20 protein-coding genes are annotated in these 26,593 nt (G+C 38.9%); 7 read left to right on the forward strand and 13 right to left on the reverse strand.

Annotation, left to right across the window (positions count from 1 at the left end; genetic code table 11):
• Positions 1 to 22: 22 nt before the first annotated feature.
• From ACXACQ_RS00335 to ACXACQ_RS00360, 6 genes are all read right to left on the reverse strand, one after another.
• Positions 23 to 1,000 (reverse strand): pectinesterase family protein, encoded by a 978-nt coding sequence (locus ACXACQ_RS00335; RefSeq protein ID WP_474973922.1) that lies wholly within the window; start codon positions 998 to 1,000, stop codon positions 23 to 25.
• Positions 997 to 2,265, reverse strand: a complete 1,269-nt coding sequence (locus tag ACXACQ_RS00340) for a glycoside hydrolase family 88/105 protein (RefSeq protein ID WP_474973923.1) — start codon at positions 2,263 to 2,265, stop codon at positions 997 to 999. The genes ACXACQ_RS00335 and ACXACQ_RS00340 overlap by 4 nt, the downstream gene beginning before the upstream one ends.
• Positions 2,266 to 2,276: 11 nt before the next feature.
• Positions 2,277 to 3,611 (reverse strand): pectate lyase family protein, encoded by a 1,335-nt coding sequence (locus ACXACQ_RS00345; protein WP_474973924.1) that lies wholly within the window; start codon positions 3,609 to 3,611, stop codon positions 2,277 to 2,279.
• Between the two features lie 67 nt (positions 3,612 to 3,678).
• A complete protein-coding gene (locus ACXACQ_RS00350; RefSeq protein ID WP_474973925.1) occupies positions 3,679 to 5,235 on the reverse strand; it encodes a hypothetical protein in 1,557 nt (518 codons plus the stop codon).
• A 49-nt stretch (positions 5,236 to 5,284) separates the two neighbouring features.
• Positions 5,285 to 6,964 carry a RagB/SusD family nutrient uptake outer membrane protein gene (locus ACXACQ_RS00355; protein WP_474973926.1) on the reverse strand — a complete coding sequence of 560 codons (1,680 nt, stop codon included), beginning with the start codon at positions 6,962 to 6,964 and terminating at the stop codon, positions 5,285 to 5,287.
• Positions 6,965 to 6,971: 7 nt separating this feature from the next.
• The gene (locus ACXACQ_RS00360) at positions 6,972 to 10,055 is read right to left on the reverse strand and encodes a SusC/RagA family TonB-linked outer membrane protein (protein WP_474973927.1); all 3,084 of its coding nucleotides are present in this window, start codon (positions 10,053 to 10,055) and stop codon (positions 6,972 to 6,974) included.
• Between the two features lie 237 nt (positions 10,056 to 10,292).
• Between ACXACQ_RS00360 and kduI the strand changes: the two genes are divergently transcribed.
• The 7 genes from kduI to ACXACQ_RS00395 all read left to right on the forward strand — a co-directional run bounded on the left by kduI (position 10,293) and on the right by ACXACQ_RS00395 (position 17,598).
• The gene (gene kduI, locus ACXACQ_RS00365) at positions 10,293 to 11,132 is read left to right on the forward strand and encodes a 5-dehydro-4-deoxy-D-glucuronate isomerase (RefSeq protein ID WP_474973928.1); all 840 of its coding nucleotides are present in this window, start codon (positions 10,293 to 10,295) and stop codon (positions 11,130 to 11,132) included.
• Between the two features lie 2 nt (positions 11,133 to 11,134).
• Positions 11,135 to 11,923: a gluconate 5-dehydrogenase gene (locus ACXACQ_RS00370; protein ID WP_474973929.1), complete on the forward strand. Its 789-nt coding sequence runs from the start codon at positions 11,135 to 11,137 to the stop codon at positions 11,921 to 11,923.
• Positions 11,924 to 11,958: 35 nt separating this feature from the next.
• Complete coding sequence (locus ACXACQ_RS00375) at positions 11,959 to 12,984, forward strand: LacI family DNA-binding transcriptional regulator (protein ID WP_474973930.1); 1,026 nt, start codon at positions 11,959 to 11,961, stop codon at positions 12,982 to 12,984.
• 77 nt (positions 12,985 to 13,061) lie between these two features.
• Positions 13,062 to 14,489 carry a tagaturonate reductase gene (locus ACXACQ_RS00380; RefSeq protein WP_474973931.1) on the forward strand — a complete coding sequence of 476 codons (1,428 nt, stop codon included), beginning with the start codon at positions 13,062 to 13,064 and terminating at the stop codon, positions 14,487 to 14,489.
• Positions 14,490 to 14,501: 12 nt separating this feature from the next.
• Positions 14,502 to 15,902, forward strand: coding sequence for a glucuronate isomerase (uxaC, locus tag ACXACQ_RS00385; protein ID WP_474973932.1), 1,401 nt, complete (start codon positions 14,502 to 14,504; stop codon positions 15,900 to 15,902).
• A 2-nt stretch (positions 15,903 to 15,904) separates the two neighbouring features.
• On the forward strand, positions 15,905 to 16,918 hold the full coding sequence (locus ACXACQ_RS00390) for a PfkB family carbohydrate kinase (protein WP_474973933.1): 1,014 nt from the start codon (positions 15,905 to 15,907) through the stop codon (positions 16,916 to 16,918).
• A 2-nt stretch (positions 16,919 to 16,920) separates the two neighbouring features.
• A complete protein-coding gene (locus tag ACXACQ_RS00395) occupies positions 16,921 to 17,598 on the forward strand; it encodes a bifunctional 4-hydroxy-2-oxoglutarate aldolase/2-dehydro-3-deoxy-phosphogluconate aldolase (RefSeq protein ID WP_474973934.1) in 678 nt (225 codons plus the stop codon).
• Positions 17,599 to 17,788: 190 nt separating this feature from the next.
• Here ACXACQ_RS00395 and ftsZ read toward each other — a convergent pair whose 3' ends face one another.
• From ftsZ to murD, 7 genes are all read right to left on the reverse strand, one after another.
• Positions 17,789 to 19,351 carry a cell division protein FtsZ gene (gene ftsZ / locus ACXACQ_RS00400; RefSeq protein WP_474973935.1) on the reverse strand — a complete coding sequence of 521 codons (1,563 nt, stop codon included), beginning with the start codon at positions 19,349 to 19,351 and terminating at the stop codon, positions 17,789 to 17,791.
• Between the two features lie 47 nt (positions 19,352 to 19,398).
• Positions 19,399 to 20,700 (reverse strand): cell division protein FtsA, encoded by a 1,302-nt coding sequence (ftsA, locus tag ACXACQ_RS00405; RefSeq protein WP_474973936.1) that lies wholly within the window; start codon positions 20,698 to 20,700, stop codon positions 19,399 to 19,401.
• 75 nt (positions 20,701 to 20,775) lie between these two features.
• Positions 20,776 to 21,543 carry a cell division protein FtsQ/DivIB gene (locus ACXACQ_RS00410; protein WP_474973937.1) on the reverse strand — a complete coding sequence of 256 codons (768 nt, stop codon included), beginning with the start codon at positions 21,541 to 21,543 and terminating at the stop codon, positions 20,776 to 20,778.
• Entirely contained in the window at positions 21,533 to 22,927 is a 1,395-nt protein-coding gene (gene murC / locus ACXACQ_RS00415; RefSeq protein ID WP_474973938.1) for a UDP-N-acetylmuramate--L-alanine ligase, read from the reverse strand. Before murC ends, ACXACQ_RS00410 begins: the two co-directional genes overlap by 11 nt.
• A complete protein-coding gene (murG, locus tag ACXACQ_RS00420; protein ID WP_474973939.1) occupies positions 22,924 to 24,033 on the reverse strand; it encodes an undecaprenyldiphospho-muramoylpentapeptide beta-N-acetylglucosaminyltransferase in 1,110 nt (369 codons plus the stop codon). Before murG ends, murC begins: the two co-directional genes overlap by 4 nt.
• A 31-nt stretch (positions 24,034 to 24,064) precedes the next feature.
• Positions 24,065 to 25,228 carry an FtsW/RodA/SpoVE family cell cycle protein gene (locus ACXACQ_RS00425; protein WP_474973940.1) on the reverse strand — a complete coding sequence of 388 codons (1,164 nt, stop codon included), beginning with the start codon at positions 25,226 to 25,228 and terminating at the stop codon, positions 24,065 to 24,067.
• 4 nt (positions 25,229 to 25,232) lie between these two features.
• Positions 25,233 to 26,582, reverse strand: coding sequence for a UDP-N-acetylmuramoyl-L-alanine--D-glutamate ligase (gene murD, locus ACXACQ_RS00430; RefSeq protein ID WP_474973941.1), 1,350 nt, complete (start codon positions 26,580 to 26,582; stop codon positions 25,233 to 25,235).
• Positions 26,583 to 26,593: the final 11 nt, after the last annotated feature.

Here is a 26,593-nt window from a genome sequence, read left to right on the forward strand (position 1 = left end):
AGGTTGGTTAGGGCTCATAAAATCAGTTTTTCTGGTTGCTAGACAATTTCTCTAGAGGATTCCAATCCTTGAATATTTTACTTAAAGAGTATTTCTTTACCTGATCTTCAGACAGCACATGAGACCAGCTTACCCGTTGCCCTTTGCTTCCAGAACCACTAGAATTATACTCGCCATAAAAGGTGGTTTTTTCGGCTTCTGGTTTATTCCAGTTGTGCCAGCCTTCAGGTTTAATATGTTTTCCCATTTCACAGTTAATAAAAACAGTCTGTGCAAAAGGGCGCCAAGGCCGGCCAAGATAAATAGTATGCGCAGGAGCATTTCCCGTGAGCTTACAGTTGATAAACACAAAGCCAAATTCTGCTCCCTCCAAAGTAGATGCTGCAGTAATATAGCTACCTCCCTTTTTAGAGAATATTTCACAATCTTCAAAAACGGCCGTTGACCAACCAAAAATAAAATCTGTAGTACCTTCTATATAGCAGTTTTTATAGTACTGCCTACTGTTATCGCCATGGGGGTATAAAGTGTCTTGAAATCCTAAGAATCGGCAATTTTCAAAAATTGCCTTATCTCCATCAACACGGACAGCCACTGCCTGACCGACTGGCCCAGAGGAATTTTCGAAGGTGATATTTTTTGCCATAAAGCTTACTCCAAACACAAAAAAACCTGACGACCCTGAGGTGCCTATCTCCTCTCCAAAACCATTCTTTTTAGAAGCGTAATCATCATAAGTGATAATCGTTTTCTTCACATCTTCACCAATAAAAGTGACATTAGTTTTTGATGCAGGCAAAATCAATTTCTCTTTATAAACACCATTTTTTATTAGTATCCTAGTCTCATTTTTCCTCATATCAGGCACATTGTCAATGGCCTCCTGGATAGTCTCATAATTGCCGCTACCGTCTTTAGAAACTATATAATCAAAATTTTGAGCAACACTAAGGGTAGAACAAAACAGAAAGATCGGTAGTAGAATGTTAGATTGGATCATTGATTAAGGTTTTCATAATATAAAGAAGCCATAATAAACGGCCCCACTGCTTTAGGGTCATTATCTCTTTTCTTTTCATTGATATAATACTCGTAAGTACCGCTACGGTAAGGATCACCACCAAGGCCAGCCACCGCACATACGCTAGTAATATCTATATCACCATTGGGTTTATTTTTAATAAACTGCTCCACAACTCCTTCATAGGCTTTGATTGCTGCGCTTTTATATTTAGCATCTAGGTATCCTTTTTCTACTCCTTTCAGAAGAAAATAGGCAAACATACTAGAGGCCGAAGATTCAAGGTAATTTCCCTCCTTACCGCCTTTATCCAACACCTGATACCATACCCCGCTATTTTCATCTTGATACTTTACTGCTCCCTTAGCAATTTTATCAGCAACCTCTAATATCATGGCTCTTTTAGGGTGGTCTTGAGGGAAATAATCAAGTACATCAACCATAGCCATGCCAAGCCAGCCCATGCCTCGTCCCCAAAAATTCTCCGATAGACCTGTTTGTTTATTGGCCCATTTCTGTTTTTTACTTTCGTCCCAACCATGGTAATAAAGCCCTGTATTGGAATCATAATTATGTTTATCAATTAAAAATATCTGATTAGCAATATCGTCAAACAGCTCTGGTTCATTGAAATTAGAGGCATATTTAGCCAAAAAGGGAGATCCCATATAAATACCATCTAACCACATTTGCGAAGGATATCGCTTTTTGTGCCAGAAACCTCCTTCACTTGTTCTTGGGTGCTCTCTCATTTGATCTCTGAGCATTTCTATAGCCTTTTTATAATTTTCTTGCCCAGTCTCTTTGTATAGGTCAATAAGGAATTTTCCAGGATTAACCCTATCAATGTTATAATCGGATAATTTATATGTTTTTATCTGCCCATCTGCATTGATCATACTATCAGCGTAAGCTTTGGCATAGTTAAAAAACTCTTGGTCTCCTGTTTTTTTCCAAACTTTCAGCATAGCTGAACACATCAAGCCATTGGTATATTCCCACTTTGGTTTAGGTCTAAAATCGAGATATTGTGCATCAGGGGTACGGTGCATTTCGGAGATTGCCATTTTTACGGACAATGGCATTGCTTCATCCTTTTTTGCATCTACCATGGTGGAATCTGCTTTTGCATCATCTACTGGTTCGGATTTAGTTCCTGAACAGGCCATAATAGTTCCTGAGATAAAAGTAACCAGTATGATATTAACTATAGATTTGTTATATGACTTGTAGTTTGTTTTCATTGATTGTATGTTCATAGCACCCGTTCATTCAGGTAAACTTCAATATTAGAATAAGCTTTTTGAATAGTAAATTTGGCGGCATCAGCAGCATTTTCAGGATCTAGCTTATGCTTTTTCTCCCATCTGTCTGGCATGCCATCTTGGTCGGTATCTTTCTCTACCTTTTTTGATTTTAACTCAGGCCATCCGCCTACGGCTTGTTGAGAATCTATAATACCATCTCCAAAAGTGGCAGTCCCTGTTTCTACCTCTTTAACAATCCTTTCATCTACAGCGTCTCTACTAAGGCTTGCTCCGGCTGTGGCTAACACAGACTTATAGGCATCTAAGGCTGTCTGTTCAGATTCCAATTGAATAGCTTCAAAAGGTTCAGTGGCTTTGGCGGCATCAGGGTTATCGCATTGTACGCCTCCGTCCCAGTTATTACGAGTCACTTTATCACTAGCTGCAACGTAATTACCCTCAACATAAAACTTACCATAAGGCTCACTCGGGTTTACTATTCTGTCTTTTTTTGATTTATCTGTGGCGGGCCCCGCTTTATAATAGTTATTTACAAGGTTGTATTTACCCTTTTCACCTCCATATGTACTGTTATGCGCCCAGTTATATATAACATTATTTCTAAAATCTGTATGCTCTAGTGGGCTATTGGGTGTGGTAGATGATCCGCTAAACCTTGGATTTCTACTAGTATGATGAGCCAATAAGTTATGATGAAAGGTAGCACCTAAGCCTCCCCAAATAGCACCATAGCCATGCGGCCCTTTGTGATGAATAGAATTATTCAAACTCTCAGATATAATACACCACTGCATGGTGAAATCTGAATTACTATAAAAAGAGGCGCATTCATCTGTAGACCAGCTAATAGAGCAATGGTCTATCATAATATTTTTATTCCTTCTTCCCTTCAGTGCGTCATCCTCTACCTTATTTTCATCTCCTAACCGAAACCTAAGGTATCTAATAATCACATTATCTGCCGATACCTTTAGAGGATAATTCTTGATGCAGATACCATCGCCAGGCGCAGATTGACCTGCTATGGTAACATTACCTTCGTCTATAGAAAGATTTGATGCCAAAGCTATAGTCCCCGACACTGAAAAGGTGATGATTCTTGGCCCTGTTTCATTGATAGCCGCACGTAAACTGCCCGGACCATCGTCATTAAGATTATTTACTATTAATACTTTACCTCCTCTGCCCCCAGAAGTAAACTTTCCGTAACCTTCAGCGCCAGGAAATGCTATGGCATTTTTGGCCTCAGGCAGCTCTATCTTACCAAAAGAATAAAGGCAGTATAAAGGAACAATGCAGTATAAAAACAAAACTTTAAACATGACGTGGAGGGTAAAATAAGTAAGCTCCCGGCCTTACTTACATAGGAGACACCGGGAGCCGAACAAGCTAGTTTTTAATATATTTGATTCTAAATTTCATAGCATCATTTTTATGCGATCCGGTATTTTCTGTAGAACTTAATAAGTAAATAATACCTTTGAAACTACCTGATTTAAACAGCACCATCTTACTTCCGTCTTGAATGCGTCTGGCTCGTGTAACGGTCTCTCCCATTTCCAGAGATTCAATATCGATTGAAGTTAAATTTTCAAAATCTACTTCTCCAACCTCTAATAAGCGTAGTTCGGTAACTGCTTCAGCAGCCCATGTCACTGTTTTAAAATAATTATTATCTAACCAACTATCGGTAGGAGCGAATACATCGTAACTGGCTTCGCTATTACTAGGAGCACTAGCTACAAAGAAAATTGTTGAAGCTACTGATGCATCAGTTGTAGGGTCCTGATCATAAACATATGAGGTATTAGTCTCAAAAGAATAGGCTGAATTTTGAGAGAACCTTTCTCCTGCTCCATATAAAGTAATATCGTTAGTAACATATAGGTCAGGGTCATCAGCGTTAACTGTAATAGGTATAGTAGCAATGGTAATTTGTCCTACGCCATCAACAGCTTTTACTTTTAAAGCACTGATTCCAAATTCATATTCTGGCACAAAGTCAAAAGTGGAATTATTAGCATCTACAGTTACCAAATTAGGATTAGAAACGGCTATATCGTTATTACCTTTTACCAAGAAAAACTCTATGGAAGTAAACCCCTCCTCAGCGTATATACTACCCGAAACATTAGGCTTTACGTTAGGCACACTCTTAAGGTCAGCATCTAAACGTTCTTGATCAAAAGTAACCGCTGGTGCTTCTGCGGCATCCACTATGTTTAACGCTACCGTATCAATACTTTCATTGTTTCTAGTATCAATAGCTACAATTCTTAATCCTGTAGCGCTTAGTTCATATCCTCTATCGTAATCGGGTTCATAATTTAATGTATAGTTTTTTGAACCTGTTCCAAATTCTGTAATCACCTCTGACTGCTCCTCTCCTGAAGCAGATAAGAAAGAATAAGTAATACTTTTTAAACCCCAGTGAGTAGCAATGCTACCTGCCAGTTTAGGCCTTATATTAACTGTAGGTCTCACATTAGCACTTAGCGTTTCACTATCTGGATCTATCTCTATTTTAGGCCCTTGCAAGCCCCCAATAGCCGAAAGCGATATTTCCTTTTCAATGGTTCTACCCTGCACATCTTCCGCGTATACCTTAACGCCTGTCATGGCAGTGGAGTAAGCAGGTAAAAAATCAAGGATGAGTATTTTACTTGTTACCTCATCAAATGCAGACACCTCTTCAATGGTTTCTGCTCCACCTGTGGTCAACGTTTCTATTTTTACATAAGTAAGTCCAGCATCAGATTGTACAGTACCTGTAACCCTTGGTCCTGTAGACTCATCTAAATCAATTTCTGCAAAGTCACTTTCTGCAATAGAAAAGGCAATTTTAGGAGGATCGTTCCTCCAGTTTTCGTCATCGTCACCACAGCTGACTAGCGCCATCAATAATGCCAAAATGCCTAAAATATATATGGATGATAATTTTTTCATAATATTGATTTTTAGAGGGCGAATAGCAAAGCATTCGCCCATTAGCTCATTAATAACCAGGATTTTGCTCTACATCGGCCTCATTAAGGGCTAATGCCTCACTAGGGATAGGCCTAAGCAATTTGGCATTACCATCAGGACCAATGAAATCTTCATAACTAACCTGATCATTGTACTCTGTAGTTCTATCGATCAAAGTGCCTGTACGTGATAGATCGAACCAGCGATGGTATTCACCTATTAACTCTCTTGCTCGCTCATCAAGGATTACATCTGTATCTATGTCCGACAGTTCCATTGAGGCTCTTTGCGAAGCATCTCTTGCGGCTCTTCTTCTCACCACGTTTATTCTATCTAAAGCCGTAGCAGCATCACCTGCTTTATAGTAAGCTTCACTGGCAATCAAATAAGTCTCTGCCACACGCGCTAAGAAAATATCTCTTGTGCTACTACCATTACCAGAAAATACTGAAGAAGGATCATCAAATTTTTTCAATGCGGGAGTAGTGCCATCTAATGACTCACCACTTAACCCTTCCCAAGCAGCTTTTGTGGGAAGTATAATTTTAGCATTAGCTCTTTTTTCGGGGTTAACCGCAATCCACGCAGCAGTATCAGTCACTTGCCAAGGTTTAGGGAAATAAAAACCTATATAAAGATCTGACCTTTTATCAGGGTCTGTATCATAGTAATCGTAGTACCTTCCCAGTTGTTCTTTGTCAGTATTGGTATAATAAGAGTTTTCAAGCATAAATGAATCTTCAAAACGTTCATCAGCTTCTGAAAACAGGTTATAAACATACCATGATGGCAGTAGATCATAATTACGATAAGGATTACCTTTATTCTCTGACCCACCCATATAAGGCCCAAACGGCAAACTTTGGAAGTGCCCACCTCTGTCAGGCGAACTGATAGAAGCTGCGCTATATTGCACTGCAAAAATGATCTCTTCGTTGTCTTCATTCCCAGGCATGAAAACTTCTTCAAAGTCTTCAATCAATCCCTGTCCATCTATTGCAGCATCGGCATAAGCCGCTGCTTTTTGAAAATCATCGGCCGCAGCATAACTTTTATACCCTCTTGTTAATAGCACTTTAGCCAGAAAATGTCTTACTACTCTCTTATCTACAGTACCTTTTTTGGTATAAGTTTCGGGCACAAGTTCAAGAGCGGCCTCCATCTCCTCTACAATAAACTTATAAACATTCTCTTCTGTCTCTCTAGAAAATGAAGTTTCTACCTTTTCTATTCTGTCCGTTACTATGGCTACTCCGCCAAATGTTTGCACCAAAAGAAAATAATATTGAGCCCTTAAAAAACGAGCTACGCCTTCACTTTCAGATAAAGTTTCTGTTTCTTCTGTAAGCTGATTAAAGTAAATAGCGTTATTAGTTCTTTGTATAGAAGCGTACAGAGTATTGTAGAAATTAGTAACCACCTCATCTCCAGGACCTAGAGTGGCATAACCGCATAGACCGATACCATCGGGGTTAGAAGCCCTCCCTGAGCGCACATACATATCAGTACCTCCACAAAATATATAAGGAATTTCTCTGTATACATCTCTCAAGGTAGAATAGGTAGCATTCATCAATGACTCATATCCCTCTTTTGTCAAATAATAGTCATCAGCTACGATATTACCGGGGTTCTTCTCTTCAAGAAAATCATTACAACTGAAGTTAATCAGAAGAAGACTTAGTATTAATATTTTGAAAGTTTTCATGAGTCGATTAGAATTTAAGATTTACACCAAATTGGTATGTCACTGATGCATTACCCGAGTTGTTTATGCTTTTGTCTGCCCACTCAGGATCGAAACCATCATAATCGGTAAATACGAAAGGATTTAAAACGTTTGCATACACACGCAAGCTCTTCAGTCTAAACCTTTCTAACAGAGATACAGGTAAATTGTAGCCTACCATAATGTTTTGAACTTTCACAAATGATGCATCTCTATAAAAGCCCATATATTCAGTTCTGTTGGTTTCGTTATTAGTCGCCTGCCAATATTGCCCTACATTTTGAGGCATTGGATAGTCGTTGGTTCTATTAGCATCTGTTACATCATTTTCAATCATGTAATAGTTCATGCTCAATTTCTGGCGGCCTCTATCCATTAAATTAGTAAACTCTGCATGGAAAGGACTATACACTTGAACTCCTTGGCGGGTGAACAATGAAAATGAGAAATCAAAGTTTTTATAACTAAGCCTTGAAGAAAAACCTCCTGTCCAGGTTGGTGCCGGGGTTCCAAGAATGGTCATATCATATTCGGCATCTATACGTCCATCAGGCACGCCATCAGGCCCAGATAAGTCTTTTACTTTGGCTTGTCCTTCGGACTGACCGTATAAAATGTCATCTCCAGCCATCCATACACCATCATAAACATAGTGTCTATTTACCTCAATAGGTTCTCCTATATACCATTCATTCCCTGGTAAATCTTGACCTCCACCATATAACTCCACTATTTCGTTATGATTACGAGCAAAATTGAAAGTAGTAGTCCATGTGAAATCATTGTTTTGAATGTTGGTAGTGGTTAATGAAAGCTCCACCCCTTTATTTCTTACTGATGCCACATTATCGACCAAAGAGCCTGCTCCTGTTTCTATTGGGAGTTTTCTTTCTAGAAGTAAACCATCAGACAGCTTATTATAAATATCTATGGTACCCACTATTCTATTGGTTAATAAACCATAGTCTAAACCTATATTCACTTCTCTGGTACGCTCCCAACTTAGCTCACTATTTACCACCCCACTTGGTGCATATCCTGGCGCATATTGCCCTCCTAAAGAGTAGAATGTGGCACTACTAGCAAGTACCTGAGTAGTATAAGGCGATATATTATTGTTACCTGTAAAACCATAGCTTAATCTCAATTTCAGGCTATTGACAGGTTTAATATTTTTCATGAAATTTTCTTCGCTAATTCTCCAGCCCAAAGCTGCTGAAGGGAAGGAATTCCACTTATGGCCGTCTGCTAATACTGATGACCCATCCCATCTATTTGCAATAGTAATGAGGTATCTGTCTTTAAATGTATAGTTTAAACGAGCCATGTAGGATACTAAGGCATATTCTGAATATAAGCTTTCAGGAGAGCCATCATAAGCATAAGTCTGTAGCGCAGACCCCAGATTATGATACGAAGATTTAAAAGGAAGATAATTTGCTGCAGTATAGCTACCTTCAATTTCCTGATACCACATACTATATAGTCCAGTGAAATTGAAATCATGCAAACCTACTGTTTTGTGCATGTTCACCTGGTTATCCCAAGTATATGAATAATTCTCTCGCTTATCTAAAGATGCAAAGTGGTATTGTCCTTGCCCTCTCTCTGTATAAGGCCCTTCATAAATTCCATGCCTTCTAATATCAATTCTTGGAGAAATGGTAGACTTTAGGTTAATCCATTCGGCAGGAGAGTATTGTAGGTATAAATTAGCTACCGCAAAAGTTCGCCTTTCATTATCTTCAGAGTTTTCTACTTCTATTAAAGGGTTTACAGAACTAGTAAAACCAATTCCATCGGCCTTAGCCGGCTGAAAGATAAGCTCACCTGCCGAGTCATAAGGAGTAACTAACGGAGACATACGATAAGCATTAAGTACCGCATTCTGGCTTCCCTTTTCTTGTTCTGAGAACGCTAAATTAACACTAGTTCCTGCCAACCATTTGTCATTAATTTTATGGTCTACACTAGCTTTAAAATTATATCTTTTATAAAAGTCTTTAAGTAAGTTACCTTCTTCTTCTTGGTATCCTCCACCAATAACATACTTCATTCCGTTTTCAGCTCTACCTGTAATAGTTACCGAATGGTTCTGCTGTATACCAGTCTGCAAAAAGTAAGACGGCCAATCTGTATAGTCATGAGTAGCCACTCTTCGTGCTAAAGTAGGACTACTAGAAAGCCCACCAATACTAGCATCATAAGGTGTTTGAGGAGATTTAATTATACTAGGCACTATATAAGAATTTTGCCTGTAAGCCCACCACTCTTCACCATCCATAAAATCAGGCTCTCTAACATTTTGCCTCACACCTACATATCCATCATATGCAATAGTAGTTTCACCTTTTACGTTAGCGCCTTTTTTGGTGGTAACAATTACCACCCCATTAGACCCTCTAGACCCGTAAATAGCTGTAGAAGATGCATCTTTAAGTATATCCATTCGCTCAATATCCTGAGGGTTGAGGAATTTGATATCATCAACAATAACACCATCTACCACAAAAAGTGGATTTCCACCTCCCAATGAATTTTGTCCACGAATCTGGATGTTAAAATCAGAACCAGCTCTACCCGACCCTTGAGAAATATCAACACCAGCAACCTGTCCTTGTACACCTTGTAGGGCACTTACTGTACCTCTTTCAGAAATACTAGAACCTTCAATTACTCCTACAGATCCTGTAAGGTCTGCTTTCTTAATTTGTCCGTAACCTACAACCACCACTTCTTGTAGTTCGGTGATATCTTCATTGAGCACTACACTCAGTTGAGATTGGTTTCCGACATTCACTTCTTGAGTTTGCATTCCAATAAATGAAAATACTAATACAGCATTGGATGGTAGCTTCAGCTGAAACTCTCCGTTAATATCCGTAGTTGTACCTGAGCTCGTTCCCTTTCGCATTACTGCCACTCCAGGTATACGTTCTCCATTAGTATCTTCTACCGTTCCGCTAACCGTCATTTCTTGCGCATAACTTGCAGTGCCCGTGAGCACAATAATGCACACCAGCAACAAGGCTGCAAAGGCTTTTTTTAATAGTAGTAGATTTATATTCATAACGCAGTTGATTATAGAAAAATACATCGATTTGTGCAATCGATTGCATTTTAGTAAATTTATATTTTATTACAAAATTTAATTTGCTATATTTCATAAATCATCCAATAATAATCGTTTTAGCGGTATAATTTAACGAAAATTATTTTCATTTAATAAGAGATTGATCACCAATATTCAATTACAATTAGAATAATTCACTATTTTTGAGCAATCGTTTACACAAAAACAAAAAATATGAACACCCAGTATTCTGTAAGACATGCAATACATCCCGAAGACAGTAAAAGCTATGACACACAGAAATTAAGGGACTCTTATTTAATAGAGACTCTTTTTGTAGCAGACACTGTACAGGCGGTATATACTTTATATGATAGATTAATTGTGGGAGGAGTTAATCCTACAAAAGGCCCTGTGAAATTAGAATCTTTCGACACGCTAAAATCAAAGTACTTTTTAGAAAGGCGAGAAATAGGCATTATCAACGTTGGCCCGGCAAGCAGTGTAACCGTAAATGGCACTACTTATGAGCTAGGCACCAAAGAAGCCTTATACATAGGCAGAGGAAATACCGAGGTAGTATTTCACCCTTCTAAGAGTGGAGAAGCAAAATTTTACTTTAACTCTGCCCCTGCCCATACCACACATCCTACTAAAAAAATAACCTTAGCAGAAGCAGAAACAGTGGAGTTAGGTAGCTTGGAAAACAGTAATCACCGCACTATACGTAAAGTTATGGTCAATTCTGTAGTAACCAGCTGCCAGTTGCAAATGGGAGTTACAGAACTAAAGCCGGGAAGTGTATGGAATACCATGCCTGCACACACCCATGACAGACGAATGGAAGCCTACTTTTACTTTGAATTACCTGAAGAAAATGTGGTATGCCACTTTATGGGACAGCCAGAAGAAACAAGACATATTTGGGTTAAAAACAATCAAGCTGTAATTTCGCCCCCATGGTCAATTCACAGTGGCGCAGGCACCTCTAACTACACCTTTATATGGGGTATGGCTGGAGAGAATCTGGATTATGACGATATGGATAAAGTAACACCATCAGCACTTAAGTAATTATGGAAGAGCTTTTTAGTTTAAAAGGAAAAGTGGCCTTAATTACTGGAGGCACACACGGGCTAGGCATGGCCATGGCCATGGCACTAGGCAAAGCAGGCGCTACTTTGGTCATCAATGGTCACACGCCAGAGAAATTAGAAAAGGCTATTGGCACCTATAAAAGCGAAGGATATGATGCTCACTCATTTTTATTTGATGTTACTAATGAGGAAAGCGTTATCGACAACGTTAAAGCTATTGAAGATAAAATCGGCCCAATTGATATTCTTGTGAATAACGCGGGCATGATCAAAAGAGTACCTGCCTTAGAAATGGAAGTAGAGGAGTTTAGGCAGGTTTTGGATGTAGATATTACCGGGCCTTTCATCATGTCTAAGCATGTAGCTAAGTATATGGTAGAAAGAAAAAGCGGTAAAATCATAAATATATGCTCTATGATGAGCGAACTGGGTAGAAATACGGTGTCGGCATATGCTGCTGCTAAAGGAGGGTTAAAAATGCTTACTCGTAATTTAGCAACAGAATGGGCAAAGTATAATATACAGGTTAATGGTATAGGTCCTGGTTATTTTGCCACAGACCAAACAGCTCCTATTAGGGTTGATGGACATCCATTTAACGATTTCATCATTAACAGAACACCAGCTGGCAGATGGGGCGACCCTGAAGATTTGGGCGGTGCGGCTATTTTTTTAGCTAGCAAAGCAAGTGACTTTGTTAATGGACAGATATTGTATGTAGATGGAGGAATATTAGCAACTATAGGCAAGCCAGCAAACGAAAACTAAGTTGAAGAAAACTATTCCGTAGGGAGTATCACATAATGGCAAAAAAGAATAAGACGACAATACATGATATTGCATCAGCCTTAAATATAACTGCTTCTACTGTTTCGAGAGCTTTGAATGACAATCCTAGGATTAGCAAAGCTACCAGAAAGGCAGTAATGAAAGCGGCCAAAGAGCTCAATTACCAACCCAACAGCATTGCTGCGGCATTGCGCAACGGTAAAAGCTTTAATATAGGTGTGATAGTTCCTACGGCTAATCGTGCTTTTTTTAGCAGCGTGGTTAGAGGAATAGAAGAAATTGCCAACAAAAAGAACTATAAGGTTATCATCAGTCAATCTTATGATAACTACGAGAAAGAGGTACAGACAGTAGAGGCCCTACTTAGTGCACGGGTAGATGGAATTATTGCATCTATAAGTAAAAACACCCTTGACTTTAGCCACTTCAATGCGGTAAAAGAACGTAATATACCATTATTATTATTTGACAGAACTACTGATGAAGTAGAAACCAGCCAAGTAGTAATAGATGATTATCTAGGAGCCTATAAAATAACAGAACACCTAATAGAGCAAGGCTACCAACGTATAGCTCACTTTACTAACCCAATAAAAATCAGTATCTACAGAGACCGACTCAGAGGGTACATTGACGCGCTGGAAAGATACAATATCCCTATTGACAGTGATATAATTATAGAAAGCAATCTTCAGCTAGAAGACGGAAGAGAAAGCATGAAAAAACTTTTAGCATTACCCAACAGACCCGATGCAGTGTTCAGCGCTAGTGATTACGGCATTATGGGAGCCATGCAAGTGCTAAAAGAAAACAACATTAAAATACCCCAGGATATAGCTTTGGCAGGTTTTGGTAATGAACCATTCACTTCATTTACAGACCCTACTCTTACCACGGTAGACCAACTGAGCATAACCATGGGTAAAGTATGTGCCGAAATGTTTTTTAAGCAACTGAAAGGCGACACCAAAGAAAATATTCAAAAAACGGTACTAATGCCGGAGATTATCATTAGGCAATCATCTTTAAAAAAGAAATAATTTTTTAAACACACATATAAAAAGAGAAAAATACACACTTTTTGCGCAATCGATTGCTCATTATTAAATTAACATCTATGAAACCTTTAAATAAAAAGAATATACCCGCTCAGCCTTCTTACCCTGTGAAGGTGCTCCAGTTTGGAGAAGGCAACTTCTTAAGAGCATTTGTCGATTGGGTAATTAACAGATTAAATTCAGAAACATCATTTGGAGGAAGCGTACATATTGTACAGCCATTGGCTGGTGGTATGACTGCAAAAATTAATGAACAGGACAACCTTTATCACGTGCTACTTCAAGGCATCAAAAATGGTGAAACCGTAGACACAAAAAGCTTAATTACTTGCATAAACGATGCTACCAACCCTTATGACGATTATGATCAGTTTTTAGCCTTAGGCATCAACCCTGATCTTAAATTTATCATATCTAATACCACAGAGGCAGGCATCAGCTTTAATGCCGATGACACCTCAGCAGCATCACTGCCAGCTAGTTTTCCCGGAAAAGTGACCGCACTGCTCCACCATAGATTCATGCATTTCAAGGGAGACCCAGATAAAGGTTTATTTATCATTCCTTGCGAACTAATAGAAAACAACGGTATTACTTTAAAAAGTATTATACTCAAGTATGCCCAACTTTGGCAACTTTCTGATGATTTCATAGCATGGGTAAATGAACACAACACCTTCTGCAACACATTAGTAGATAGAATAGTACCGGGTTTTCCTAAAGAAGATATAGAAAATATTCAGCAAGAACTCGGCTTTGAAGATAATCTTGTAGTGAAGGCTGAGCCATTCCTCCTTTGGGTTATTGACGGCCCCGAAAAAGTGCAAAAGGCATTCCCCACTAATGAAACCGACATGGACGTAGTCTTTGTCAATGACATTACCCCTTACAGAACAAGAAAAGTTCGCATTCTTAACGGAGCTCACACATCACTAGTGCCTGTAGCCTACCTGCATGGTTTAAGAACAGTAAAAGAGGCTGTGGAAGATGATTATACAGGAAAATATATAAAAGAAGCAATATTTGAAGAGATAGTGCCCACTTTGGACTTACCACAGGCTGAATTAGAAAAATTCGCTAACGATGTGCTAGAGCGCTTCCAAAACCCTTTTGTACGGCACGAGCTCATAACCATAGCTCTTAACTCGGTTTCTAAATACAAGGTAAGAGTGCTGCCTTCTGTACTAGAATACTACAAACGCAAAGGACAGCTACCTCACAGGTTAGTACATGCACTAGCCGCTCTTATCCTATTTTATAAAGGAGAATATAACGGAGAAATCATCCCACTTAAAGACGATAATGAAATTATTGAATTCTTTAAAAACCAATGGGCCAACCATACAGTTGAAGAATTAGTTGCAAATGTGCTTAGCAACACATCTCTTTGGGATAAAGACCTAAACCAAGTGCCCGGAATGGCCACTATGGTAACAAGAGAACTAAATAAACTATTATCAAAAACGAAAGAAGAGTCAAAGCTTTAATTATATACTGACATGTCATTTTTATCAGAGAATTTTTTACTGGAAACAAAAACTGCCCAGCAGCTATATCACGATCACGCCAAGAAAATGCCAATTATAGATTACCATTGTCATTTACCTCCTGATCAGATAGCTGCCGACAAGCAATTTGAAAATATATCACGCATTTGGCTCAATGGTGACCATTACAAATGGAGAGCCATGCGTACCAACGGTGTTGATGAAAAATACTGCACTGGTGATGCCGATGATTATGATAAATTTCTAAAATGGGCAGAAACAGTTCCCTATACCATGAGAAATCCATTATACCACTGGACACACATGGAGCTAAAAAAGCCATTTGGTATAGAGAAAATCCTTAATAAGCATTCGGCAAAAGAAATATACGATGCTACGGGCAGCATGCTACAGACACCCGAATTCAGCGTTAGAAACATATTGAGAAAAATGAATGTAAAGGTAATATGCACTACTGATGATCCAGTAGACAGCCTTGAACATCATAAAGCTATTCAGGAAGACGGGTTTGAAATAAAAATATTACCAACATTCCGCGCTGACAAATTACTGTCAATAGATCAAAACGAAGCTTTTTTAGAATACATTCAAAAATTAGCACAAGTAGCCAACATCGAAATCAATTCGTTTGAGGCTTTAATTGAAGCGGTAAAAATCAGACATGACTACTTCAATGAAATGGGCTGTAGGCTGTCTGATCATGGTTTAGAAACCATTTATGCCGATGAATACACCACCACAGAAATAACTGAAATTTTCAACAAAGCACTGGCCAAAAAGCCTGTGACTCCTGTAGAAATAAGCAAATTCCGATCTGCTATATTAGTGCATTTAGCGCTTTTAGATCATTCAAAAGGTTGGACTCAGCAGTTTCACTTAGGCGCTTTAAGAAATAACAGTTCGCGCATGATGCGAATTTTAGGACCTGATACAGGTTTTGATTCTATTGGAGATTTTGATGTGGCTAAACCTTTGGCTCATTTTCTTGATAAACTAGACAGCGAGGATAAATTAGCCAAAACTATTTTATACAACCTCAACCCTAGCCAGAATGAGTTATATGCTACCATGATTGGTAATTTTAACGATGGCTCTACGCCTGGTAAAATCCAATATGGTTCGGCATGGTGGTTCTTAGATCAAAAAGATGGCATGACCAAGCAAATGAATGCCCTATCTAACATGGGACTATTGAGTAGGTTTGTAGGTATGCTCACAGACTCACGTAGCTTCTTATCATACCCAAGACACGAGTATTTTAGAAGATTATTATGTAATCTACTGGGCAACGACATCGAAAATGGCGAGCTCCCGGCCTCTGAAATGGCTTGGATAGGCGAAATGGTAGAAAACATTTGCTATAACAACGCCAAAAACTTTTTTAACTTTTAGATATGATTAAAAAAGTGATTACTCTGGGAGAGGTAATGCTACGGCTAACCACTCCCGGCAATTCGAGATTTTCACAATCGCAGAGCTTTTCTGCCACCTATGGTGGTGGCGAAGCCAATGTAGCTGTGTCTTTAGCTCAATTTGGTTTAGAAACGGCTCATGTGACACGATTTCCTGACAATGCACTAGGAAAATCGGCAAGCAACCAACTGCGGTCATTTGGAGTAAATACCGACTACATTATATATGGAGGCACACGACTGGGACTTTATTTCTTAGAAACGGGAGCAAGTGTTAGAGGAAGCCAAATTATTTATGACCGAGCTGACTCTGCCTTTTCAGAGATACAGCCAGACATGATTGATTGGGAAGAGGTTTTCAACGGAGCTAATTGGTTTCACTGGACAGGTATTACCCCTGCCATATCTCAAGGTGCAGCAGACTGCTGTCTTGCGGCTGTAAAAGCGGCCAAAAAACTAGGTATAACAGTTAGTGGAGATATCAACTACCGTAAAAACCTGTGGCAATATGGAAAAAGTGCTAGCGAAGTAATGCCCGAGTTAGTAGCTCACTGCGATCTACTAGTGGCAAGTACATACGATGCCAAAGACATATTGGGCATTGAAGCCAAAAGCGATTCTAAACAACAGGAAGAAAACGTTTTTAGCCAAATAATGAATAGATTCCCTAATGTAAAGAAGATCGTAACCACACACCGTGGCTCTATTAGCGCATCGCATAACACGCTTAGCGCAGTGCTTTATGATGGCACTGAAATGATCCACACCGAAACGATGGAGGTGAACCCAATAATAGATCGTGTAGGAGGAGGAGATGCATTTATTGCAGGTGTAATCTATGGTCAACTGGTTTATCATGATGATCAAAAATCTATAGATTTTGGCGTAGCCGCATCTATTTTAAAACATACTATTGAAAATGATGCTAATTTGGCTACTGTAGAAGAAGTAGAAGAACTAATGAATGGAAATACATCCGGCAGGATAAAAAGATAAATATGGCCAAATTTTCAAGAATTGAAGTAGCATTAAAAATGAAAGATACAGGCATGGTACCTGTATTCTATCATCAAGATATAGAGACTTGCATAGAGGTGGTAAAAGCTTGCTATGCAGGAGGTGTACGGGTTTTCGAATTTACTAACCGAGGTGACTTTGCCCATGAGGTATTTGCCGAGCTGATAAAATTTAGCAGAAAAGAGCTTCCTGAATTAGCGCTTGGAGTTGGCTCTATATTAGATGCACCAACCACTGCCCTTTACATCCAAAATGGAGCTGATTTCATAGTTTCTCCGGCTTTAAAAGAAGATATGGCGGTAGTTTGTAATAGAAGAAAAGTTTTATGGTCTCCTGGCTGTGGGTCATTAACCGAAATCAGCAAGGCTGAAGAGCTAGGCGCTGAGGTGGTGAAAATATTCCCTGCCAGCCAAGTAGGTGGACCAGAGTTTGTGAAAGCCATAAAAGGCCCATGCCCATGGAGTAGCATTATGCCTACCGGAGGCGTAACACCTACCAAAGAAAACTTAGAAGCATGGTTTAAAGCTGGCGTACACTGTGTAGGTATGGGATCACAACTGATCAATAAACAGATTATTGAGAACAAAGCTTATGCAGAACTTGCTGAAACCACACAAAAGACTATTACCCTTATCAGTCAGATTAGAGCTTCACTCTAATTTTTATTAGACTGTATTATTTTAACCTCGGGTTCTATTAATTATCCGGGGTTATTTTTTTGCATAAAAAAACCTCCGGAGATAGCTCCCCGAAGGTTCATGATGACATTACAGCACCGGCATAATTTACAACCAACAACCACTACAATTGGAGTAAGCCGGCTCAGCGCTGCATGTGTTCATCAATATTTTAATCTACATTGTCATGTAAGAATCTATTGTTTCCTAATATTTGATTATCATCATTAAGATTATACTTAGACACGTGCGCTTCCGAAGAATGAGGTACATTCTGCAGACGTACATCTTTTCTCAAATAAGCCGGAACATCTAATTTCTCTTTAAACTCATCAGCACCCATTTCACTCTTATTCATACCTTTTAGGCGTGCAATACGCTCTTTAGATTGCTGCTCTAGCACATCTTTGGTATTGCGGATATCCATCATACCATCATCATTAATGTGCTGATCACTATCTTCTTCTTGCATGAATTCGAACTCATCTTCTAACTCAGAGAACAAGCCATCATCGTCATCATCATGGTCTGAAGGGCCATTAGAAGCATTAACAGGGTTAGTAAAAGAGTAACTTCTTTCGGTTTCTCCGCCTCTAGCCTCATTTTTCTGACCTAGCTCCTTCTTTACTATATCTCCATTTTGCTGATTTACAGAGTTATCTGCCTCAAACATTGTAATTTGTTTGTTGGCATCTAAATCATAAATTTTTTTTTCTTCCTGCTGCTTAAGCTTTTCTCTGTTTTCAGGAAGGTAAGATTGGTCATGATCAAAACCAGTGGCTATTACAGTTACTCTAATGCTCTCTCCTAAATCAGGATCAACACCATGACCGAATATCACCTCTGCATCATCACCTGCCTGCTCTTGGATGTATTCTGTAATTTCAGAAAGTTCATCCATTTGAAGCTCTGCTTGCTCTCCTGAAATAATTGAAAGCAATATTTTCTGTGCTCCGTGAATGTCTTTGTTATCCAATAAAGGAGAAGCCAATGCCTCTTCAGCCGCCTTTCTAGCTCTGTTATCTCCTTTAGTTTCAGCAGACCCCATTACTGCAGCACCTGCATTGTGCATTACAGTTCTAACATCTTGAAAATCCACGTTTACATAACCAGCAACCGTAATTATCTCCGCAATACCTTTTGCAGCTGTTGTCAATACATTATCAGCTTGCGCAAAAGCATTCCCTATTGACAAATTACCGTAGATTTCTCTCAATTTATCATTTAAAATCACAAGCACAGTATCACAACTCTCTTTTAATGAATTGATACCAAATTCAGCTTGTGTTGCTTTTTTTCTTCCTTCAAAACCAAATGGAGCTGTAACAATACCTACAGTAAGTATGTCCATTTCCTTGGCTATTTTGGCTATTACAGGTGCAGCTCCAGTACCAGTACCTCCCCCCATACCTGCAGTAATAAATACCATTTTAGTATCATTACCTAAAAGATCTCTAATGTCTTCTTTACTTTCCAAAGCAGCATTTTTCCCCACCTCAGGGTTAGCACCAGCTCCAAGTCCTTCTGTAAGGTTTACTCCTATTTGGATTTTACCCGGTACAGCACTTGTTTTTAAAGCTTGCGAGTCAGTATTACATACTACAAACTCTACATCTTTAATACCTTGGCTAAACATGTGGTTAACGGCATTGCTACCGCCACCCCCAACACCAATTACTTTAATAATGGATTTGTGATGCTTTGGAATTTCAAATTTATAAGCGTTTTCAGACATAATAATTCAATTTAGTGGTTTCAAAAATTTAAAAACTGGCCAACTCGTTAATAATCTTTCTTTGCATCAAGATCATCAATTAACAATCCTTTAGTTTTATTAAGGATTTTACTAAAAAAGTCTATAGACTCTTTCTTTTTAGGCTGTCCTGGACGCCCCATCACTTTGACTTCATTGTATCTATTTTCTCTTTCGTCAATAGCTCTGAAACCTGAAAGCACTAAGCCTACAGAAGTAGCAAACATTGGACTCTTCACAATATCTACTTTACTTCTACCAAGGTGCTCATTAGGATACCCAATACGTGCATCCATTCCAGTCATATATTCAACTAGTTGCTTGAGACAGCTGAGCTGACCACCTCCACCTGTTATCACAATACCACCGGCTAGTCTGTTTTCGTAGCCAGATGTAATAATTTCTGTATGCGCCAGTTCTATAATTTCTTCCATTCTGGCTTCTATAATATGCGCCAAATTTTTAACAGAAATCTCTTTTGGAGCTCTGTTTCTAATACCTGGTATAGATACTATTTCATTAGGGCTAGCCTCTTCTGCTATGGCTTTACCAAATTTCGTTTTTAGTAACTCAGCTTGGTGCTGCATTACCATACAACCTTGTTTAATGTCAGACGTGATGATGTTACCTCCAAAAGGAATAACAGCCGTGTGTCTGATAATATTATCATGGAAAATTGCTATATCTGTAGTACCACCACCAATGTCAATTAAGCATATACCTGCTTCTTTTTCTTCATCACTTAACACTGCCAAGCTAGAAGCTAATGGCTCAAGTATTAAATTTTCTATTTCAAGACCAGCTCTCTTTACACACTTATTAATGTTATTGATAGCATTAGTCTGTGCTGTAATGATATGAAAATCAGCCTCTAACTTAACCCCTGACATACCTACAGGATCTTTAATACCGTCTTCATAATCAACAGTATAATCCTGTGGCATAACATGTATAATTTCGCTACCAGGAGGTATTACGATTCTATACATATCGTTATTAAGCCTGTTAATATCTTCTATAGTAATTTCATCATCGCTAGTGCTACGCGTGATGCTACCATGGTGAATGCTGCTTTTTATATGCTGCCCAGCAATACCTACATTTACTACACGTATATCGATGCCCGATTGCTCTTCAGCTTCGCGCACCGCTTTTTCTATAGCATTTACTGTTTTATCTATATTGGTGACAATTCCTCGGATTACTCCATCAGACTCGGCTTTTCCCATACCAAGTACCTCCAGCTTTCCATACTCATTCTTTCTCCCTACGATAGCACAGATCTTCGTAGTACCGATATCTAGCCCTACTACTATTTTATCATTTTCCATGGTTGTCAATTTTATTTGTTAGTGGTTGTATATTCTCTTTAATTTCTATAGCAGGCCTCTCGGCCAGCATTTCACTTATTCTGCAATTATTTGCCCTTCGTACTCCAGATTAACCCTGTCATAGGTATTCCACCCTTTCTGCGGCAATATTTGCTTGTAAAATATTCTTAATTTCTCAAATTTATCTTCTAAGTCTTCTGGCTGCCCAAACTCTACATACTGCTTTGTCACCTGAGGATAAAGCACAATATTCATTTTACTATCTACCTCAACCTGAGCAATCTGTGCTTTCCAGAAGTCATCATTATTGATATAATTGATTAACCTAAAAATCTTCTTTCCTTCTTCTGATTCTGTTAAATTATTTTCAACCAGCTTACTGGCATATGCTCCACTTACAAGAATTACCCGAGAAGAAAACTTATTAGAAACAGGAAGAATAGATCCATCTTCAGCCACATAAGCATGAGGAGCATTCCTCTGCATAATTCTGGCCACTGGTCTTCTCAGCTTCACATTTACTAACAGATTTCCTTTTAAATCCTTATAAATTTCTGCGTTTTTTATAAACTTATCTTCAGCTACGCGCTGTTCTATACTTTTTAAATTCAATTCCTTAAACAACTGTCCTTTCACAGCATAACTGCCGTGGCTCGTCATTAAAGCAATTACATCCTCCTCATTAATGTAGTAGTTCTCGTGCTGGTTGCTAATCCTAATCACGATGTCTTTACAAGTTTCTCCGTCTTGTCTGGTTTCTGTAAACCCGATTACAGACACCAAAACCACTGTTGATATAAATATTTTAGCACCTGTCTTTAACCTAATATTCTTAAGCTTCATACCTACCCTCCAAATACTGTTTTAAAGGCTTCACTAACTGATCTATATCTCCGGCACCTATGGTAGCCACTACATCTAATTCCCTTTCACGAACGAGCTCCATTAACGACTCCTTATTACATAACACTTTATTATCAATAGTGATATCTTTAAAAATCATTTCTGAAGAAACTCCTTCCAAAGGTTCCTCTCTGGCTGGGTAAATATCTAATAATATTACCTCATCGGCCAGACTCAAACTTTGCGCAAATTCAGCAGCAAAATCACGTGTTCTGCTAAATAAATGAGGCTGAAAAATAGCTGTCACCTTCCTATTTGGAAAAAGAGCCTGCAAAGATTTCAAAAAAGCTTCAATTTCAACAGGATGATGAGCGTAATCATCAACAAAGACAATATTTTCTTTATTAATAAGATACTCAAACCTTCTTTTCACTCCTCTATAGCTTTCAATACCTTGCTTTACGTCACTAGCACTTACCCCCACTGCCAACGCACTGGCTATAGCTGCGGTTGCATTTTCAACATTATGAAAACCTGGCACATACAATTTAAGACCAGCAATAGTGAGCTTACTATCACAATAGTCGAACTCAAAAATGCCATTACGCACTATGATATTAGAAGCATAATACTCGCCCCTTTCAATGCCATAAGTATTTCTACTACCTTGATAAGAATGATTTTCTAACAGCTCATCTGATATTTTATCATTAATAAACAGCTGTCCATCATTCCTTATTTTACCTATAAACTCTTTGAAAGAGTCTTTCAAAGCATTTTTATCACCATAAATATCTAAATGGTCTGCATCAGAAGCAGTCACCACTGCAATATTTGGGCTTAACGTTAAAAATGACCTATCAAATTCATCTGCCTCTACTACAGCCACCGCCTCATCCGTTTCATTAGCTATGAAATTAGAATTGTAATTGGATGCTATACCACCCAAAAAAGCTGTAATATCTCTATTTGCATGCTTTAGCAAATGAGCCACCATGGATGACGTTGTAGTCTTACCATGAGTACCAGCCACAGCAATAGTGAAAAAACGCTCACTTAAAAGCCCCAATACTTGAGATCTTTTCAGAATAGTATAACCAGTATCCTTCAAAAAATTATACTCCTGATGCTTTTTCGGTATTGCTGGCGTGTAAATGATCAATGCCTCGCTAGCCGATTGCTTAATGTATTCAGGAATAGCGTCTACACTGTCGTTATAATGAACCTCTACCCCTTCTTCCTCTAATTGCATAGTTAAAGGTGTAGCTGTACGGTCGTAACCTGCCACGTTAAAACCATTGTGGTTAAACCAGCGGGCAAGAGCACTCATACCGATACCTCCAATACCTAAAAAATATACGCTATGGTAATCAGACAGTTTCAATTCACTATACTCATTAATTCTTTAACAATATCTTGTGTAGCATTAGGCTTAGCCATGCTTTTTATATTTCCGGCAAGCTCAGCCTGCTTACTATCATTATTTATAAGTTTTAAGGCTTCAGGAATCAAATTCTCCTCAGCCTCAGCATCAGTAACCATCAATGCCGCATTCTTCTCTATTAGAGACATGGCGTTTTTTGTTTGATGGTCTTCAGCCACATTTGCTGAAGGCACCAAAATAACAGGCTTCCCTACTAAGCATAGCTCAGAAATAGATAATGCTCCAGCTCTTGACACTATAATATCAGCCGCGGCATACGCCAAATCCATCTCTTTAATGTATTCCAACACGCGGATGTTATTCAAATCAAACTTTTCCGCCTTGGTTTTCATCTCTTCAAAATAAAACTTACCAGTCTGCCATAATAACTGCACATCGGCATCTATTACTTCCTGTAGCTTACCTATTACGCTATTATTAACCATTCTGGCTCCAAGACTTCCTCCAAGCACTAGTATGGTCTTTTTATTACCATCCAGATTGTATAATGATTGAGCTTTACTTCTTTTATCATCTACTTGCTGAATATCACTCCTTACAGGGTTTCCTGTAATTTTAATTTTTGTGGCAGGAAAATACCTATCCATCCGGTCATAAGACACACATATTCGTTGAACCTTACTCCCCAACCTTTTGTTGGTCATGCCTGCATATGAATTCTGTTCCTGAATCATGGCTGGCACTCCCATAGAAGTAGCCGCAAGCATAATAGGACCGCTGGCATAACCTCCAACACCTACTACCGCATGAGGCTTAAACCTCTTTATTATTTTTCGGGCCGCGAAATAACTGGAAATAACTTTAAAAGGAAAGGACAAATTATCAATTGTCAATTTTCTTTGTAATCCACTGATCCAAAGCCCTTCAATTTTATACCCAGCCTCAGGCACCTTGGTCATTTCCATCTTGCCTTTGGCTCCTACGAATAAAATTTCAGCACTAGGATATCGATCCTTAATTTCGTTAGCAATAGCTATTGCCGGATAGATATGTCCTCCGGTACCACCACCACTTATGATAAATCGATATGTTTCGTTAGCCTTCAATTTTATATATCTCTATTTTTCTAATACTCAATTATCTGACAGCTCTTGCCATATTTCTGACATCACCACCCTTGTTTTCCCAGCTCTCATCTGTCTCACCTCTACTCACGCTTAAAACTATCCCTAAAGACAGCCCTGTAAACAACAATGATGTACCTCCCATACTCACCAATGGTAACGGCAAACCTGTAATAGGACCGAGCCCAACAACTACTCCCATATTTACCAAAGCCTGCAGTACCAGTGAAAAGCTTAGCCCTGCGGAGAGCAAGCCTCCAAATGCACGCTCACTACTGTGCACGGCTTTCATCCCCCTGCTGAGCAATATGAGGTATAACACCAACACCACGACTCCCCCCACTAATCCATATTCTTCAATAATGATCGCATAAACGAAATCAGAATATGGGTGAGGTAATATATTTCTTTGCTGGCTCTGACCAGGCCCTTTTCCGGTGATTCCACCTGTAGCCACGGCCATTCTTGCCTGCAGCGCCTGAAAAGGCAAGTTTTTTCCTTCGAAAAAGCTTTCAATACGGTTCTTAGCTGTTTCTCCCCTTACACCAAACTTCAATGCAGCCCCACCTGCCAATACTCCCACAAACACCAACATTCCCAAATACTTCACCGGCACCCGGCCAATGAACATTATAAGCATACAGGTTAAGAATAATAATATGGCTGATGATAAGTTGGTTAAAGCTATCAACCCACAGATAACACCACTCCATATTAGTATAGGAATCAGAGACTCCTTAAAATCAGCTATATTTTGCTGTCTTTTTGAAAGCATACTGGCTAAACTGGTAATCAGCGCCAAAGCAGCCAAATCAGACGGCTGAAAAGATGCATTGATTACTGGCACCATTATCCAACGAGATGCATCATTTAAGCTTACTCCATTAGTAAAAGTATACAGCAACAAAGGCACGCTTATCCATAATGCTAAACGCGACAAACGTGAATAATACCTGTAATCCACCCTATGAGCAAACCACATAGCCAATAGACCAACGCCTATTAATATAGTATGCTTTAATAAATACGTTTCAGGATTAACCATGTGTTTAAAAGCAAGCGTACCTGTAGCACTATATACCACAAGTATACTTATCAAAGACAGTGCAAATGCTACTGTCCAGATTACAGGGTCACCCTGTAAATACTTATCTACCCATGCTTTAATCTTATTCATCCCTTCAAGCCTCTTTTGCTAATTCTTCTTTTAAATCCAATACGGCCTTCTTAAACTTATCGCCACGATCTTCATAATTTTTGAATAGATCGAAACTAGCACATGCCGGAGATAGTAATACTACATCGTTGACATCTGCATATTCATAAGCAGCCTTTACCGCATGATTAACATCATCAGTTTCTAACATATCGATGATCTGATCATGAAAAGCATCCCTCAGCTTACTGTTATCTTTGCCAAGACACACTAACGCCTTCACTTTTGCATTAATAGCCTCCATTATGAAACCATAATCATTGCCTTTGTCTATCCCTCCGGCTATCCAAACCAATGGCTTATCAAAACTATCAATAGCATATTTCACTGCATCCACATTCGTAGCCTTAGAATCGTTGATGAAATCTACACCATCAATGGTGGCTACATACTCCATGCGATGAGGAGCATTTTTAAAGGTCATTAATGCCTTTTCAATATTTTCCCCATCAATACCTACAGCCTTTGCCACAGACACAGCCGCCATTATATTAACTGCATTGTGCTCTCCTCTTAATGGCAATTCCGCTTGGCTAATGGTATGTCCATCTTCAAAATGCAAAATGCCATCTTTCAAACACAGCTCAGAGGCTCCAACCAATGAAATAGGATGCTGCTTTGCCTTACAAACATTCTTCTTCAACCAAGATGCTATAATCTGACTATCAGCAAAGTAGACAAAATGATCTTGCAGCTCCATATTTTTAATAAGCTGAAATTTAGAATCAGTATACTTCTCCATACTGTACTCATACCTATCCATATGATCAGGTGTTATATTTAACAACACCCCTACCTCAGGCTTAAAATTCACTGTACCATCGAGCTGAAAACTACTCAACTCCAGCACATAAAAATCATTATTATCTTCTATTACCTGACGCGCAAGACTAACGCCCACATTACCAGCCAAGCCTACTTTTAACCCTGCTTCTTTTAGCAGATGATAGGTCAATAAAGTAGTGGTAGTTTTACCATTAGTACCTGTAATGCCTATAAATCTGGCATCGGTATATCTGCTGGCAAACTCTATTTCATCTATTAATAAAATTCCCTTTTCTACAGCCTTCTTAATTATTGGAGCCTTATCCGGAATTCCCGGGCTTTTCACAATTAAATCTGCATTAAGAATCAGTTCTTCACTATGTTTCGCCTCTTCATAGCTGATACCTTCAGCATCTAATTCGGCTTTGTATTTATCCTTAATAGTACCATAATCGGATACAAACACGTTAAACCCTTTAGCTTTCGCCAAAAGGGCTGCTCCTGTGCCACTTTCACCTGCTCCTAATATGGTTATATTTTCTTTTGTCATTCGCGCTTTTG

It is taken from the genome of Fulvivirga sp. AWR4_260 (genome assembly GCF_056158185.1).

Bases quoted from the DNA above. Each gene is read 5' to 3' on its own strand.
- ACXACQ_RS00335 (WP_474973922.1), bottom strand. From the start codon at position 1,000: ATGATCCAATCTAACATTCTACTACCGATCTTTCTGTTTTGTTCTACC.
- ACXACQ_RS00340 (WP_474973923.1), bottom strand. From the start codon at position 2,265: ATGAAAACAAACTACAAGTCATATAACAAATCTATAGTTAATATCATA.
- ACXACQ_RS00345 (WP_474973924.1), bottom strand. From the start codon at position 3,611: ATGTTTAAAGTTTTGTTTTTATACTGCATTGTTCCTTTATACTGCCTT.
- ACXACQ_RS00350 (WP_474973925.1), bottom strand. From the start codon at position 5,235: ATGAAAAAATTATCATCCATATATATTTTAGGCATTTTGGCATTATTG.
- ACXACQ_RS00355 (WP_474973926.1), bottom strand. From the start codon at position 6,964: ATGAAAACTTTCAAAATATTAATACTAAGTCTTCTTCTGATTAACTTC.
- ACXACQ_RS00360 (WP_474973927.1), bottom strand. From the start codon at position 10,055: ATGAATATAAATCTACTACTATTAAAAAAAGCCTTTGCAGCCTTGTTG.
- kduI (WP_474973928.1), top strand. From the start codon at position 10,293: ATGAACACCCAGTATTCTGTAAGACATGCAATACATCCCGAAGACAGT.
- ACXACQ_RS00370 (WP_474973929.1), top strand. From the start codon at position 11,135: ATGGAAGAGCTTTTTAGTTTAAAAGGAAAAGTGGCCTTAATTACTGGA.
- ACXACQ_RS00375 (WP_474973930.1), top strand. From the start codon at position 11,959: ATGGCAAAAAAGAATAAGACGACAATACATGATATTGCATCAGCCTTA.
- ACXACQ_RS00380 (WP_474973931.1), top strand. From the start codon at position 13,062: ATGAAACCTTTAAATAAAAAGAATATACCCGCTCAGCCTTCTTACCCT.
- uxaC (WP_474973932.1), top strand. From the start codon at position 14,502: ATGTCATTTTTATCAGAGAATTTTTTACTGGAAACAAAAACTGCCCAG.
- ACXACQ_RS00390 (WP_474973933.1), top strand. From the start codon at position 15,905: ATGATTAAAAAAGTGATTACTCTGGGAGAGGTAATGCTACGGCTAACC.
- ACXACQ_RS00395 (WP_474973934.1), top strand. From the start codon at position 16,921: ATGGCCAAATTTTCAAGAATTGAAGTAGCATTAAAAATGAAAGATACA.
- ftsZ (WP_474973935.1), bottom strand. From the start codon at position 19,351: ATGTCTGAAAACGCTTATAAATTTGAAATTCCAAAGCATCACAAATCC.
- ftsA (WP_474973936.1), bottom strand. From the start codon at position 20,700: ATGGAAAATGATAAAATAGTAGTAGGGCTAGATATCGGTACTACGAAG.
- ACXACQ_RS00410 (WP_474973937.1), bottom strand. From the start codon at position 21,543: ATGAAGCTTAAGAATATTAGGTTAAAGACAGGTGCTAAAATATTTATA.
- ACXACQ_RS00425 (WP_474973940.1), bottom strand. From the start codon at position 25,228: ATGAATAAGATTAAAGCATGGGTAGATAAGTATTTACAGGGTGACCCT.
- murD (WP_474973941.1), bottom strand. From the start codon at position 26,582: ATGACAAAAGAAAATATAACCATATTAGGAGCAGGTGAAAGTGGCACA.